Raw genomic sequence first — 15,251 nt, forward strand, 5'->3', positions numbered from 1 at the left:
TTAGCGTGATGCGTCAAAATACTGTTGCAAAATGATGGCGGCCGCCTTGTCGTCGATGACATCGCCGCGCCTTGAGGCGATCACGGCCGACGAATAGCGCTCATCGACCAGCTCGACGGGAAGATTGAAGCGGCCATGCAACTGGTTGGCGAAGCGGCGGCTGCGCAGGGTCATGTCGTGCTCGGCGCCATCGGGATGACGCGGCTCGCCGACGATCAGGCGCGCCGGCTGCCACTGCGCGATCAACTCGCCAATGATCTGGAAGCGGGTGGCGTTGTCGATCGCACTGACGACTCTCAAAGGCTGGGCCTGCCCGGTCAGGGTGTTGCCCATGGCAATGCCAATCCGCTTGATGCCGAAGTCGAAGCCCAGGACGATATCAACCATGCCCGCCGTTCGTGCACTGGAACGTCTTACGCATGGCCGGCCTCGGTGGCAAGCATCAACGGATCGATGCCCAGCAGCTTGATGGCGGCGTGGTAGCGCTCTTCGATCGGCAGGTCGAACAGCACGCGCGCATCGGCGCCCACCGTCAGCCAGCCATTGCGCGAAATTTCTTCTTCGAGCTGGCCCGGGCTCCAGCCGGCATAGCCGATGGAAACGAGCATGCGCGCCGGGCCACCGCCATTGGCGACGGCCTCGAGCACGTCGATCGAGGTAGTAAACGAGACGTCGTCGGTGACGGTCAGCGACGACGAATAGCGTCCGCCCGGCGAATGCAGCACGAAGCCGCGGTCGTCCTGCACGGGGCCGCCGAACATGATCGGCTCGTCGACGACCGTGGCGCGCAAGCCTTCGGCCAGCTTGAGGTCGACACGGTCGAACAGGGTTTCCATCGTCATGTCGGTCGGCTTGTTGATGACCACGCCGAGCACGCCCTTGTCGTTGTGCTCGCAGACGTAGACGACGGTGCCGCCAAAGACAGGATCCTGGATCGACGGCATGGCGATCAGGAAGTGGTTCGCCAGGTTCAGGCCGGATGCTGCAGGGCCCGCCATGGTGGGGGACCCATCCTGCTCACGGGGCATGCCCGGCATGGGAAGAGTTTTGCCAACTTTGGTTTTTTTCATACGATTGCTCTCAAAAGGCGCACTCTCGCGTTGTTACTTCTGTTGAATGGCTGCCAGGTATCTGCAGAGCAACCTACGCTTTCCGACAGTTTACACCCATTTGCCCTGCGGGCCATTGGAAGCATTCCTCGGGCGCCACACGTTTCGATCATGGGCAGTAAAATCTGGGCCCACCTTGACCTCGCACACGATGATGAATTCAAGCAAGTCTTTAGTCTGGTTTCGCCGCGATCTGCGGGCGTTCGACCACGCCGCCCTGCACCACGCCCTGCGTTCATCGCAACAGGTGTATTGCGTGTTCGTCTACGACACCGATATCCTCGATGAGTTGCCAAAGGATGACCGGCGTCTGCGTTTTATCCATGCCAGCCTGGCCCAGCTCGATGCTGAACTGCGTCGCCTTGGAGGCTACCTGATCGTGCGCCACGGCAGCGCGCGCGATGAAGTCGCGGCTCTGGCAGAAGAACTCGGGATCGATGCCGTGCATGCTGGCAGCGACTATGAACCGTCGGCCATTGCCCGGGATCTGAGGGTGGCAGAAAAACTCGCCGCGCGCGACTGCGCCTTCCATACCTATAAAGACCAGGTCATCTTCGAGAAACAGGAAGTGCTCACGCTCGCGGGCGGCGTGTTCTCGGTCTTCACGCCGTACAAGAACGCCTGGCTCAAGCGCCTGGCCGCGCATCCCGAGACCCTCGCCACCTATCCGGTCGATGCCCATGCGCACACGTTCGCGCGGCCCACCGGTGCGCCGGCCGCCCTGCCGGCCCTGGAAGACATCGGCTTCACGTCGGGCGAGCCGCCACTGCCCGCCGGGATGGATGGGGCGGAAGCATTGTTTGAAACCTTCGTCAGCGAAATGGCCGACTATGGCCGCGCGCGCGACTTCCCGGCCGAAGAAGGCACGTCAAGGCTGTCGGCGCACCTGCGCTTTGGCACCACGTCGATCCGCCACCTGGTGCGCAGCGCCCGCGACATGGTGCAGTCGGGCGCCGGCGGGACAGGTGCGTCCGTGTGGCTATCGGAGCTGATCTGGCGCGACTTCTATGCGATGGTGCTGTCGCAGAACCCGCACGTGGTCGAACGCTCGTTCAAGCCGGCCTACGACGCGGTCGAGTGGGACACCGGGGACGAGGCCGACGCGCTGTTTGCGGCCTGGTGCGAAGGCCGCACCGGGTATCCGCTGGTCGATGCGGCGATGCTGCAGCTGAACCAGACGGGATTCATGCACAACCGGCTGCGCATGGTCACGGCAAGTTTCCTGACCAAGGATCTGGGGGTCGACTGGCGCCGCGGCGAGCGCTATTTCGCGCGCCAGCTCAATGACTATGAGCTGGCCTCGAACAACGGCGGCTGGCAGTGGGCAGCGTCGACCGGCTGCGATGCGCAGCCGTGGTTCCGGATCTTCAATCCCATCACGCAATCGACACGGTTCGACGCGCGCGGAGAGTTCATCCGGCGCTACCTGCCGCAACTGGCAAAGCTCGACGGCAAGCAGATTCACGCGCCGTGGCTGGTGAAGCCGGATGTGCTGGCAGAGCGCGGAGTCGTGCTGGGAAGGGATTATCCGGCGCCGGTCGTGGAGCACGACGCAGCGAGAAAACGCACGCTGGAACGCTTCGCGGTAGTGAAAAAAGTGGTGGCGGAGGTGGACGAGGCGAAGGACGACGCGAACGACGACTGAAGCCGTCGTTACGCCATCACGCTGCCTCGCGCCCCAGCAAACCCTCGATCGCTGCCAGCAGCACCGTCTCCTGATACGGCTTGCCGAAGTAGGCATTCACGCCCAGCCCGAGCGCCACGTTGCGGTGCTTGTCGGCCGTGCGCGATGTGATCATGATGATCGGGATCGCCTTCGTTGCGTCATTGCCCCGCACATTGCGGGTCAGGTCGAAGCCGTCCATGCGCGGCATCTCGATATCGACCAGCATCAGGTCCGGTGCGCCCTGCCCGATCAGTTCCAGCGCTTCGATGCCGTCCTTGGCCAGCACGACGCGATAGCCTTCGCGTTCGAGCAGGCGCTGCGTCACGCGCCGCACCGTCAGCGAATCGTCGACCACCATCACGGTGGGGCGCCGTACCTGGGCCGCGATGGCCTGCTTCACGCGCGCCTCACCCTGCGGCTGCTGCGCCAGTGCCAACGGATCGAGGATCAGGACGATCTCGCCCGAACCCAGGACCGTGGCGCCGTCGATGCCCGGCATGCGCGCCAGCTGGCGGCCGATGTTCTTGACGACCACCTCGCGGTTGCCCAGCACCTCGTCCACACGCAGCGCGATGCGGCGGCTGCCGCCATTCAGGACCAGCACCGGCGTCGAACGGTGCGTCGTGATGCGCTCGTCGTCATTCATGCCCAGCAGATCCGGCAAGCCATGCAGCGCCAGTTCGTGACCGGCCAGGTGGATCCTGCCGGCGTCGATCGCCGCGGCCAGGTCGGCCTCGCGTACCTGCTGCACCGCTTCGACCAGCGTCGACGGCACCGCGTGGGTACGGCCACCGGCCACCACCAGCACGACCTGCGCCACGGCCAGCGTCAGCGGCAGCGTGATCGTGAAGCGCGCGCCCTGCCCCGGCTCGGACGCCACTGCGACACGTCCGCCCAGTGCCTGCGCTTCGGAGCGCACCACGTCCATGCCGACGCCACGCCCGGCCAGTTCGGTCAGCGTGTCCGCCGTCGAAAAGCCCGGCGCGAAAATCAGGTCGGTCACCTGATCGTCCGGTGCCTCGTCGCCCTCGGCAATCAGGCCGACTGCCAGTGCCTTGGCGCGGATGCGCTCGAGGTCCAGCCCCGCGCCGTCGTCGCTGAAGTTGATCAGGACTTCGTTGCCATGCTGGCTGACCTGCACCAGCAGTTCGCCCGTTTCGGCCTTGCCGGCTTTTTGACGCGCCGCGCGCGGCTCGATGCCATGCACGATCGCATTGCGCAGCAGGTGTTCGAACGGCGCGGCCATCTGTTCCAGTACGCCGCGGTCGATTTCGACCGCACCGCCCCGGATATCCAGGTTGACGCGCTTGTCGGTCTCTTTCGCCGTCTGGCGCGCGACGCGGAACAGGCGCTCGGACAGGCTGGCAAACGGCACCATCCGCACCCGCATCAGGTCGCGCTGCAGGTCGCGCGTCATGCGCGCCTGCGCCGACAGTTCTTCGTTGGCCGAATCGACCGTGCGCGCCAGGCTTTCCTGGAACGAGGCGACATCGTCGACGCTTTCGGCCAGCATGCGCGTGAGTTCCTGCAGGCGGGTGAAGCGGTCGAATTCGAGCGGATCGAATTCGCGCTCGCCGGCGATCGACAGGCGCGAGGCGATCTGCGATTCGGCCTGCATCTCGATCTCGCGCAACTGGCGCCGCAGGCGGCCCACGTTGTCCGAGAAGTCGCCCAGCGACGACTTGAGTACGCCGATCTGGTTTTCCAGGCGCGAGCGCGTGATCGACACCTCGCCCGCCTGGTTCACCACGCGGTCGAGGATGTCGGCGCGCACGCGCACCAGTGGCGCGCGGGCTGGCTCGGCCGGCGCGGCCACAGGGTTATTCACGGAGGCTGGCGCCGCTGTCGTTGCCGAATCAGCGCCGGCCGGTTGCTGCAAGCCCTCGAACAGCAGCATCGCGCTGTCGTAGTTGGCAAGCAGCTCGTCGAATGCGGTTGGCGGCAACGTCGAGGTGCCGGCATGCACCATGTTCTCGATCTGCGTTTCCAGTTCGTGCGCGTGCTGGCCCAGGCGCATCGCGCCGGCCATGCGCGCACTGCCCTTGACCGTGTGCAGGTCGCGCTGCATGCGCTGCGCGACGCCGGCGTTGGACGGCTCCTGTTGCCACTGGCGCAGGTCGTGGCCGATGCGCGGCAGCAGGTCGGTCGCTTCTTCGAGGAAGACCGGCAGCAGGTCGGCGTCGATCTCGTCGACATACCCGCTGGCGCCGACCAGTTCGGGCTCGTGCAGGTTCTCAAACGTCAGATCGGGTTCCGGTGCAGGTTCGAATTGCGGCTCGGGCTGCGGCTCGGCGTCAGCTTCCGACACCGGCTCGGCCAGCACCGCTTCATCGGGCGTCACCGCCACAAAACCGGCCTCCGGCTGCGGTGCGGCCTGTTCCAGCGCGGGCGCGGCAAACGGGTCGTCGCCGAACGCGCCGAAGATGTCGTCGATATCGTCCGATGCTGCTGCAGGTGCGGCCTGGCGCGGTGCTGGCGCCGGCGCCATGAATGGCGGCGGTTCGGCCAGCAACTGCTTGTACGCTTCGGCAAACAGCGTATCGAGCTGACGTGCCAGCGCCGGTTCGAGCTTGTCGAACGGCGATGTGCCCAGGCGCGCGCGCAGCGCAGCCAGCTGCTCGATCAGGTCCGGCTGCGCCGGGGCCAGTTCGCCCAGTGTGAATACCTGCAGCATCGCGCGCATGCGCGCCAGCGTCGTATCGAACAGGTCCAGCGCGGCCTCGTCGACGTTGGCGCCCGGCAGGGCGAGCTTCTCGAGCGTTTTTTCCAGCGCATGCGCCAGTTCGCACAGGTCGGTGTAGCCGACCGTGGCCGAGGTGCCCGCCAGCGTGTGCGCGGCCGTGATTGCATCGGCCGACGCATGCTGCGCCGGGTCCGCGCGCAGCGTGGCAAATGCGTGTTCCAGCGTGGCGCACAGCGATTCGGTTTCGAGCAGGTACACGTCGTGCAGCGCCTGACCGATGGCCAGGTCGCCCACGCGCCGCACGGCATCCGCGCCGACCGGCGTGATCTCTTCGTCGAGCACGGGGATATCGTCGAACTGCGCATCCAGCTGGGCATATGCCGACGGCGCAAACGCACCACCTTCCTGCACCCGCGCCGCAGCCTCGATCAGCGCCGCGCCATCGCGTTGTGGTGTCTGGCCAGCGGCCAGTTCGGCCACCCAGGCGTCCAGTTCGGCGTAGGCGTGCGCGAGCAGCGCCAGCAAATCGGCAGTGGCCGCGCGACCATCGGCCAGCCAGACGTTCATGACCCGCTCGATGCTGGCAGCGGTCGCGCCGAAGGCTTCCAGGCCCACCATGCGGCTGCTGCCCTTGAGCGTGTGGAATGCACGGCGCAGGCCGGTCAGCGTTTGCTGGTTGCCCGGCTCGTCGGCCGCGCGCGGCAGCGTCTCGACCACGACGCCGAGCACTTCCTGCGCTTCGGCGATGAAGATCCCGAGCAGTTCGGCGTCGACGACGTCCTGCGCGTCGGCTTCGGCGACAGGTGCCACCGGTGTCTCGACGGCTGCGGCAGCCTCGGTGAACTCGAACGGCAGCTCGCGCAGCAGCTGTTTCTCGGTATCGAACGTGAAGCGGCCACGCGCCAGCGCGCTGTCCTGCGCCAGCAGGTCGGCAAAGAAGCCAAGCGCGCCGATGTTCTGCGCGATATTGTGCAGCGACGCGTGCTGCGCGGTGACATCGCGCTCGCTGTCGGCCAGCGTGCGCACCGCGTCTTCGACGTGGTGCACGGTCAGCACGGCCTGCTCCTGGTCGAGGATGGCAAACGCCCCCTGCAAGCCATGCAGCACCGGCCCGGCCTGTTCCAGCACCTGGCGTTTGGACGGGTCGTCGTAGTAATCGTCGAGCAGTTTTTCGATCTGGCGCAGGCCGGCCTTGACCTCGCCCGCCAGCACCGCCACGGTCTGGCCCTGCTGGATCTGGCGCGCCAGTTCGCCCTGCCACTGTGGGGCATCGGGCGGCGTTTCGCCGGCGGCCAGCGCCAGCAGGCGCGCGCCGACGGCTTCGGCGTTCTGTGAAAAATCGTCGGGCAACTGGCGCAGCTGGTCCAGGCTGTTCTCGACGAACAGCATGGCGGCGGCCATCTCCAGCCCGAACTGGTCGTCGCGCCCCGACTGCACCGAGTCGCCGGCCGCGCGGCCCAGTTCACGCAGCAGTTGCGCCAACGCGGGTGCGCCCAGCTTGTCGCTGGCGCCCGCCAGGCGCGCCAGCGCATCGTTGAAATCGTTCTCGATGGCGGCGTCGGGCTTGCCGTCACCGGCGATCAGGTCCCAGTCCGATTTGGTGCGGGCCAGCGCTTCGCGCGCATCCTTCAGCGCCTGCGGATCGAGTTTGCCGTAGCGGCGTTCGGCGTAGTCGTGCGGCACCGCGCCGTCCAGGCCCAAGGCCTGGCGCAGCGCGCCTGCCTCGGGGCCCGGCGCGCAGGCGGCGGCCACGAAGAACAGCGCATCGCGCAGCATCGTCTCGGGCGCATCCTGCTGGCCCTTGGCCAGGCGCCGCAATTGCAGGTTGATCTGGCCAAAGAGCTGCTTGATATACAGGTCGGTCGCGATTTGGCCGTCGGCCACCACGCTGGCAAATGCGTGCATCGCCTGCCAGAACAGGCGCGCGCGTGCGCTCTCCTGCGCGCCGGCGATCGGCGCGATTGCCGCAGCCATGTCGTGCGCCTGCGCGCGGCGCACCGCGTCGTCATCATCGGCCTTCAGGTACGGCAGCAGGGCTTTTTCGAAGTGCGCGCGGCAGGCGGCGATGTCCACCTCGCCCACGGCAGTGCCAGTGGCCGGCAGCTCGGGCAGCACCGACAGATCGAGCGGCAGCAGGTCGGCCGGATGGACCTTGCGCTCACCATGGCGTTCGACCATGTCGCGGTAATACGGGAACAGGCGCGCCGGCTGTTGCGGGGCGCCGCCCAGGAGTTCGTCGAGGTATTCGCCCAGCGCCCCGAAGGCATCGAGCACCACCTGCACGCTCTCGGCGTTGCAGGATAACTGGCCGTCCTTGAAACGATCGAGCACCGTTTCGGCGGCGGCGGTGAACACGCCGACGCCTTCGACATCGACCATCTGCAAGGCGCCGTGCGCCTGGTGCAGGTGCGATTTCGCATGCAGCAGCAGCGTTGGCTGCGCCTCGGGCGAACGGCCCGCGGCGTCGCGCAGGGACGTGGCCGCGCGCGTAAGGGCGTCGCGGATTTCGCCAATGACCCAGGACAGCGGGCCGGTATCAAAACTGCTGGAGCGGTTCAAGGTCGTCATCGCCCGGTCAGGATACCACGCGGAAGCGGGACACCGAATCCTTCAATTCCTGCGCCAGCGTGGCCAGTTCCTGGATCGACAAGGCGGTCTGGCGGGTACCCTGGCGGGTCTGTTCGGTCACGGCGAGGATCTGCTGCATCTTGTCGGCCACGCCGGTGGCCTTGGTGGCCTGGCGTTCGGTGGCGGTCGACATGTCGCCGATCAGTTCACCGAGGCGGTTCGAGACGCGCGAAATGTCCGACAGCGCAGCGCCGGCGGCGTCCGACAGGCGCGCCCCCTCGACCACACCCTGGGTCGATTTTTCCATTGCCGCCACCGCGTCGTGGGTGTCGGTCTGAATGGTGCGCACCAGCGCGCCGATCTGCTTGGCCGCGTCGCCCGAACGCTCGGCCAGGCGCTGCACCTCTTCGGCCACGACCGAGAAGCCGCGCCCTGCCTCGCCGGCCGATGCGGCCTGGATCGCGGCGTTCAGCGCCAGCACGTTGGTCTGCTCGGTAATGTCCGAAATCAGCTCGGTGATCTCGCCGATCTCCTGTGACGATTCGCCCAGGCGCTTGATGCGCTTGGAGGTTTCCTGGATCTGCTCGCGGATCTCCTGCATGCCCTCGATCGCATTCTGCACCGCGGTCGAGCCCTGCGCTGCCGCTGCCACCGACTGGCGCGCCACGTCGGCCGATTCCAGCGCTGAACGCGACACATCGGTAATCAGGCCGGCCAGGCGCAGCGTCGTGGTCGACGCATCCTGAATCTCGCGCGACTGCTGCTCGGCCGCGCCCAGCAGCTCGGTCGAGACGTCCTGCGCACCGTTCGATGCGCGCGCCACCTGCTCCGCCGTGCGGATGACCCGCACGACCAGCTCGCGCAGTTCTTCGACCGTGTAGTTGACCGAGTCGGCAATCGCGCCGGTGATGTCTTCCGACACCGTCGCCTGCACCGTCAGGTCGCCGTCGGCGACGTCCTGCAGCTCGTTCATCAGGCGCAAAATGGCGGCCTGGTTCTGTTCATTGGTGGCCTTGGCTTCTTCTTCCTTGGTCTGCGCCAGGTGGCGCATCGCTTCGGCTTCCTGGCGGCGCCCTTCGGCGGCCGCGGCGCGTTCACGCGACGCCTGCAGCATGGCGCGGGTGGTGCCCAGGGCGGCCAGCAGCGTGAATATGCCGGCGCCGATGGACAGCCAGAACCACGGGCTGATGTCGGCCTGGTCGCGCTGGTAATCCATGTGCAGCTTGGCGAGCATCACGCGCAGCGGCTCACTGTCGCGCGAAATCAGGCGCTCGGCGGCGCGTGCGCCGGCGTAGCTGGTCAGGTTGCCGATCAGCGGCGTGACGGTCTTGACGTACTCGCGTAGGCTGTCGCGGGTGCGCGACAGGCGCACGCGCAGCTCCAGGTCGGTCAGCGGCGCCAGGCCATAGCGGCCACCACCATCGAGCAGGCCGTCGACCAGCGCCTGGACCGAGGCGATGTCGCCCAGGATGTAGGTCACCGCGTTCTGGGTCGAACCCGGCGTGTTGAAGGTCTGGGCGCCGGCCGTCAGGCGCTGGGTCACCGACAGCAGGCTCAGTGCCGCCACCTGGCGCCGGGCGTCGGTGGATTCGTCGCGCTGCAGGCGTTCGGCAATGGCGATCAGCTCGGGGCCCACTTCTTCGTACTGGACCAGGCTCGCGCCGAACGCAATCAGGTTGCGCCGGTTGCCGAGAATGTTGGCGGCGGCCTTGGACGAGCGGTTCCACAGCACGATCGCCTTTTGCAGGTCGTCGGCGCGCGCGCCGCTGGCAGCGGGAATGCGGCCGGTGGGCGACTGGCCGCCACGGGCCAGCAGATCGAGCTCGCGACCCAGTTCGGCGCGGCTTTCCTCCACCTGGAAGAACGCCTGCGCATCGCCGCGCAGCGCGATCGGCGCCGCCTTGGCGAAACGCTGCGAGTGCATCACAGCGTCACCGGCCACCTGGCTTTGCCCGGCCAGGCGGGCGTCGCTGGCAGCGTTCTGCCACATCGCCAGCACGGTCAGCACCGCACCGGCGGCAACGGCCCCCAGCAGCAGGCGCAGGCGATTCGGCTGGAAGCTGCTGCCCATCAGCGTGGCGCGCATGTCGCCCGTGCCATCGGTGGCGGCGTCGTCACGGCCACGAAAGCCGCCCAGGCGGCGCGCCGCTGCGGCAGCCGACCCACTGGCTGCCGCGTCGGGCGCCGCAGCGTCGGCGACGGGGGCCGGCGTGACCGGCCGCACCGCGTCATCGGCTGCGCCACCCCTGGCGAAGACATTCATGGTCAATTTCGAGGCGAATCCCATTCCGGCTCCCTGTGCTGCAATAAGTGTGTTCGGTTAGCGTGCAATGTGCAGGAAGCGCTCTTCGCGCACCAGCGCCGCCAGCGACAGCGGCATCCATGTGTTGCCCTCAAGGTCGCGCAGGGCCTCGCCGTCGCGCGTCATCGTCCCCGCATGGCGCAAGCCATACACCGAGGACGCCAGCAGCGCGCAATTCAAGCCCAGGCTTGGGGCGAACACCAGCAGGCGCGGCGTGCTGCCAGCGGCTGCCGGCGTGGTGGCCACGTGCCCGTCATCGAGATAGCGGGCCAGGTCGATCACCCCCAGCAGGCTGCCGCGCACATTGGCCAGCCCCAGATACCAGGGGCGGGTCAGCGGCACGGGCGTGACCGGCACGGGCGCGACGATCTCGCCCACTTCGGCCAGGTCGACCAGGTAGCGCGCGCCGCCGATGGCCAGGCCAAGCTGCGCCACGCTGGCGCCGGCGCCGTTCTTCGCTGCCTGCATCCGTTCGAGCAGCTGCTCCTGGTACAGGCGCAGGCGGGTGCGCCGCGCCGCGGGATCGCGGCGGCCAGCACGTTCGTCCGCGCCGCCGGTGGTCATGCCTTCACGCTGCCGGCAGCGTCGGCCGGCACCGCCAGCGCGGCGATGGCAGCCAGCAGGCGCGCCGGATCGACCGGTTTGACCAGGTATTCCCTGGCGCCCTGGCGCATGCCCCAGATCCGGTCGGTTTCCTGGTCCTTGCTGCTGCAGATGATGATCGGCAGCGCTGCCAGTTCCGGATCGCGCGAAATGGCGCGCGTCACCTGGAAGCCGTTGGTGCCGGGCATGACCACGTCCATCAGGATCAGCTGCGGGCGCTCGGCGCGAATGCGCTCGATCGCTTCGTCGCCACTGACGGCGGTGCATACGGTAAAGCCGTTCTTGACCAGGATGTCGGTCAGGTACAGGCGTTCGGTCGGCGAATCGTCGACGATGAGAATCTTTTCAATGGCCACGCAGGGCTCCAGCGTTGGTTGAATCGTCAGCCTGCCGCCTGCGCATGCTCGCGCACGGCCGCCAGCAGGCTGTCTTTGGTAAAGGGTTTGGTCAGGTAGGCGCTGGCGCCGACCATCGCGCCGCGCGCGCGGTCGAACAGGCCGTCCTTGGACGAGAGCATCAGCACCGGAGTCGCGTGAAAACGCACGCTCTTCTTGATCAGCGCGCAGGTCTGGTAGCCGTCGAGACGCGGCATCAGGATGTCGCAAAACACGAGCGCAGGATGGTGGTCGTTGATCTTGGCGAGCGCGTCGAAGCCATCGTCGGCCAGCACCACGTGGTAGCCCGCCTGGGTCAGGAAAATCTCTGCTGACCGGCGGATCGTGCTGCTGTCATCGATCACCATGATGGTCAGGCTTGATGATTGCGGCGATGTCGTCATGGTCGTTTCACTTCGGCTTGAAGTGCCACGATAGCATAACGAATCTTTCTTGTGCGCAAAGTGTTGCAGGGAGTCAACTACACGTTTGCGATGGCATCCGGGGCTTGCCAAGATGCCATGCAAGCGCAACAACAGGTGTTATATCGCTGTCATTTCAAAGTCGTCCTTGCGTGCGCCGCACTCGGGACAGGTCCAGTTCATCGGTACGTCGGCCCAGCGGGTGCCGGGCGCAATGCCGTCCTCCGGTGCGCCGGCGGCTTCATCGTAGACCCAACCGCAGATCAGGCACATCCAGGTCAGGAACGGGGCGGTGGATTCAGTACTCACGGTGTTGATCCTTGTATCTAGTAAAATGTGGAATCAGAATCCGGCATCTTAATCTACCCGTCGTGCAAAACCAACCGTTACCCCTCATCCTGAGTTTTGGCGTCTGCGATCCCGTCGGCGCGCTGGGCGTGCAGTCGGACGTCGCCGCCTTCGCCGCCCTCGGGTGCCACGGGCTGTCGGCCATTGCAGGCCTGCTGGTATCCGACAGCGCCCGCGTCGAGCACATGTATGAGCTCGACAGCGACTGGATGGCCGAACAGGCGCGCGCGCTGCTCGAAGACATGCCGATCGCCGCCTTCAAGGTCGGCGCCGTGGGCACCGCGCTGCATTTGGCCGCCATTGCCGAGATCGTGTCCGACTACCCGGACGCGCCGCTGATCCTCGACCCGTTCCTGTCCGCCCTGCCCGACGCCGGTATGGGCGACGAAGAAATGCTGATGGCCCTGCGTTCCATTCTGGCGCCGCAAGCCACTGCCCTGATCCTGTCGCAGGCCGAACTGGGCCGCATGGCCGAGCTGTGGCGCGATGGCGGCGACGCCGATCCCGGCAACCTCGACGAAGACGTGGCCGAACTGACCTCGTCCGGCCTGCAGTACGTACTTGTAACGGGCACGCGCGACACGGCCGGTGCCTGCTCGAACCGCCTGTTCGACACCAGCGGCGAAGTCGCGCGGGTCGACTGGCAGCATCTGCCCGGCCCGTTCCTGGGCGCCGGCAATACCTATTCGGCCGCGTTCACCGCCCTGATGGCGCGCGGCATGGATGCGCCGACCGCGCTGGCCGTGGCGCAGGAATACACCACCGGCGCGCTCGAGAACGCACAACGCTTCGGGATGGGCAAATTCATTCCCGCCAAATTCTTCCGTCCCTGAGTTTCAAGCGCGCTGCGCGGGACGGTCTTTCCTCTTCTTGAAACGTCAACATGACCACTGAACAAGCCACCTCGCGCAACGACACCCTGTTTGCCCGTGCCCAACTGACCACGCCCGGCGGCGTCAATTCGCCGGTGCGCGCCTTCCGCTCGGTCGGCGGCACCCCGCGCTTCATCACGCGCGCCCTCGGCCCGCACTTCTGGGACGCCGACGGCAAGCGCTACATCGACTACATCGGCTCATGGGGCCCGGCCATCCTGGGCCACGCCCGCCCCGAAGTAGTGTCGGCCGTCCAGGCCGCCGCCGCCAACGGCCTGTCGTTCGGCGCGCCGACCGAAGGCGAAATCGAGATCGCCGAAGAAATCTGCCGCCTGCTGCCATCGATCGAGCAGGTGCGCCTGGTCTCGTCCGGCACCGAAGCGACGATGAGTGCGCTGCGCCTGGCGCGTGGCGCCACGGGCCGCGACAAGATCGTCAAGTTCGAAGGCTGCTACCACGGCCACGCCGATTCGCTGCTGGTCAAAGCCGGCAGCGGCCTGCTCACCTTCGGCAATCCGACCTCGGCCGGCGTGCCGGAAGACTTCGTCAAGCACACGCTCGTGCTCGACTACAACGACGTGGCGCAACTGGAAGACGCATTCGCGACGATGGGCGACGAGATCGCCTGCGTGATCGTCGAACCGGTGGCCGGCAACATGAACCTGATCCGCGCCACGCCTGCATTCCTGCAGAGCATGCGCGACCTGTGCACGAAGCACGGCGCCGTGCTGATCTTCGACGAAGTGATGTGCGGCTTCCGCGTGGGCCTGCAAGGCGCGCAGGGCATGTACGGCATCCAGCCCGACCTGACCGCACTGGGCAAGGTCATCGGCGGCGGCATGCCGGTGGCGGCCTTCGGCGGGCGCGCCGAGCTGATGCAGAAGATGGCGCCGATCGGCCCGGTGTACCAAGCCGGCACGCTGTCGGGCAATCCGGTGGCGGTGGCGGCGGGCATGACGACCCTGAAGCTGATCCAGGAAGCCGGGTTCTACGAGCGCCTGAGCGCCACGGCGAACCGCCTGGTGGCCGGCTTGAGCGACGCTGCGCGCGAAGCGGACATCGACTTCTGCGGCGACGCCGTGGGCGGCATGTTCGGCATGTACTTCTCGAAGGAAGTCCCGGGCAGCTACAGCGAAATGATGGCCGGCGACAAGGAGCGCTTCAACCGCTTCTTCCACGGCATGCTGGACGAAGGCGTGTACTTTGCCCCGGCGATGTTCGAGGCGGGCTTCGTGTCGATCCAGCACGACGACGCAGCGATCGACGAAACCATCGAAGCGGCGCGGCGCGTGTTCAAGCGGATCGGCTGACCCGCAGGGCTGGCTGGCTTACTTCAGCCAGCCACGCCTTCTGAAATACCACAGCGGCGCCACGCCGCAGCCGATCATCAACGCGATGGCGAACGGATAGCCGAAGCGCCATTGCAGCTCGGGCAGCACGGCGAAGTTCATGCCGTAGACGCTGGCGATCAGGGTCGGCGGCAGGAACGCGACCGAGGCCACCGAGAAGATCTTGATGATCTTGTTCTGGTTGATGTTGATGAAGCCGACCGTGGCGTCCATCAGGAAGTTCACCTTGTCGAACAGGAACGACGTGTGCCCGTCGAGCGACTCGATGTCGCGCAGGATCTGGCGCGCTTCCTCGAACTGGTCCGAGTTCAGCAGGCGCCCGCGCATCAGGAAGCTGACTGCGCGGCGCGTGTCCATCATGTTGCGGCGGATGCGGCCGTTCAAGTCTTCCTCGTGCGCGATCGCGTTCAGCGCGGCGGCCGCGTCCTGGTCGGTAAATTCCTTTTGCAGCACGCGGGTCGAGACTTCTTCGAGGCTTTCGTAGATGCCCTCGAGCGAGTCGGCCGAATACTCGGCGTCGGTCGCGTACAGGTCGAGCAGCACGTCCATGTAGTCTTCGATCGAGCCGGGCCGCGAACGGGCGCGCATGCGCACCAGGCGGAACACCGGCAAGTCGTCGTTGTGCACCGAAAACAGGATTTTGCCCGACAGGATGAACGCCACCGTGATCACGCGCGACGGCCCGTCTTCTTCTTCCAGCAAAAAGTCGGTGCGCAGGTGCAGGTCGCCATTTTCGGCTTCGTAGTAACGCGCCGATGCTTCGATGTCCTGGACTTCGTCTTCGCCCGGCAGGATCACGTTGTACTTGGCCTTGACCCAGACGCGCTCTTCTTCGCTCGGGTCGGTCAGGTCGACCCAGACCGGCGCCACGCTCTCGAGTTCCTCACGGGATTCGATCGTGACCTGGTTCAGGCGGCCGTTCTGTAGGACGAATACATTGATCATGCGCTGGGTC

General features: G+C 66.6%; 12 protein-coding genes. 3 read left to right on the top strand and 9 right to left on the bottom strand.

Going from position 1 to position 15,251, the window contains the following annotated elements; all coding sequences use genetic code 11:
- Entirely contained in the window at positions 1-387 is a 387-nt protein-coding gene (ruvX, locus tag AC56LH_RS16100; RefSeq protein WP_499647657.1) for a Holliday junction resolvase RuvX, read from the bottom strand.
- Between the two features lie 26 nt (positions 388-413).
- Positions 414-998: a YqgE/AlgH family protein gene (locus tag AC56LH_RS16105; protein WP_499647659.1), complete on the bottom strand. Its 585-nt coding sequence runs from the start codon at positions 996-998 to the stop codon at positions 414-416.
- 265 nt (positions 999-1,263) lie between these two features.
- Between AC56LH_RS16105 and AC56LH_RS16110 the strand changes: the two genes are divergently transcribed.
- Positions 1,264-2,754, top strand: a complete 1,491-nt coding sequence (locus tag AC56LH_RS16110; protein ID WP_499648495.1) for a cryptochrome/photolyase family protein — start codon at positions 1,264-1,266, stop codon at positions 2,752-2,754.
- A gap of 16 nt (positions 2,755-2,770) precedes the next feature.
- Here AC56LH_RS16110 and AC56LH_RS16115 read toward each other — a convergent pair whose 3' ends face one another.
- The 6 genes from AC56LH_RS16115 to AC56LH_RS16140 form a co-directional block, all read right to left on the bottom strand.
- Positions 2,771-8,026: an Hpt domain-containing protein gene (locus AC56LH_RS16115; RefSeq protein WP_499647661.1), complete on the bottom strand. Its 5,256-nt coding sequence runs from the start codon at positions 8,024-8,026 to the stop codon at positions 2,771-2,773.
- A gap of 7 nt (positions 8,027-8,033) precedes the next feature.
- Positions 8,034-10,289, bottom strand: coding sequence for a methyl-accepting chemotaxis protein (locus tag AC56LH_RS16120; protein ID WP_499647662.1), 2,256 nt, complete (start codon positions 10,287-10,289; stop codon positions 8,034-8,036).
- Between the two features lie 57 nt (positions 10,290-10,346).
- Positions 10,347-10,892, bottom strand: a complete 546-nt coding sequence (locus AC56LH_RS16125) for a chemotaxis protein CheW (protein ID WP_499647664.1) — start codon at positions 10,890-10,892, stop codon at positions 10,347-10,349.
- Positions 10,889-11,287 carry a response regulator gene (locus AC56LH_RS16130; RefSeq protein ID WP_499647666.1) on the bottom strand — a complete coding sequence of 133 codons (399 nt, stop codon included), beginning with the start codon at positions 11,285-11,287 and terminating at the stop codon, positions 10,889-10,891. The genes AC56LH_RS16125 and AC56LH_RS16130 overlap by 4 nt, the downstream gene beginning before the upstream one ends.
- A 26-nt stretch (positions 11,288-11,313) precedes the next feature.
- Complete coding sequence (locus AC56LH_RS16135) at positions 11,314-11,709, bottom strand: response regulator (RefSeq protein WP_482896215.1); 396 nt, start codon at positions 11,707-11,709, stop codon at positions 11,314-11,316.
- 138 nt (positions 11,710-11,847) lie between these two features.
- Positions 11,848-12,000 (bottom strand): rubredoxin, encoded by a 153-nt coding sequence (locus tag AC56LH_RS16140; RefSeq protein ID WP_036170087.1) that lies wholly within the window; start codon positions 11,998-12,000, stop codon positions 11,848-11,850.
- A 98-nt stretch (positions 12,001-12,098) separates the two neighbouring features.
- On the opposite strand from AC56LH_RS16140, the gene thiD reads away from it, so the two are divergent.
- Together thiD and hemL are read left to right on the top strand one after the other, a co-directional pair.
- Positions 12,099-12,908 carry a bifunctional hydroxymethylpyrimidine kinase/phosphomethylpyrimidine kinase gene (gene thiD / locus AC56LH_RS16145; protein ID WP_258835643.1) on the top strand — a complete coding sequence of 270 codons (810 nt, stop codon included), beginning with the start codon at positions 12,099-12,101 and terminating at the stop codon, positions 12,906-12,908.
- A gap of 50 nt (positions 12,909-12,958) precedes the next feature.
- A complete protein-coding gene (gene hemL, locus AC56LH_RS16150; protein ID WP_499647668.1) occupies positions 12,959-14,257 on the top strand; it encodes a glutamate-1-semialdehyde 2,1-aminomutase in 1,299 nt (432 codons plus the stop codon).
- Positions 14,258-14,275: 18 nt separating this feature from the next.
- Here the strand turns inward: hemL and corA are convergent, their stop codons facing one another.
- Positions 14,276-15,241, bottom strand: a complete 966-nt coding sequence (gene corA, locus AC56LH_RS16155; RefSeq protein ID WP_183556314.1) for a magnesium/cobalt transporter CorA — start codon at positions 15,239-15,241, stop codon at positions 14,276-14,278.
- Positions 15,242-15,251 lie beyond the last annotated feature (10 nt).

The organism is Telluria sp. LT1R51-2, from assembly GCF_059685775.1.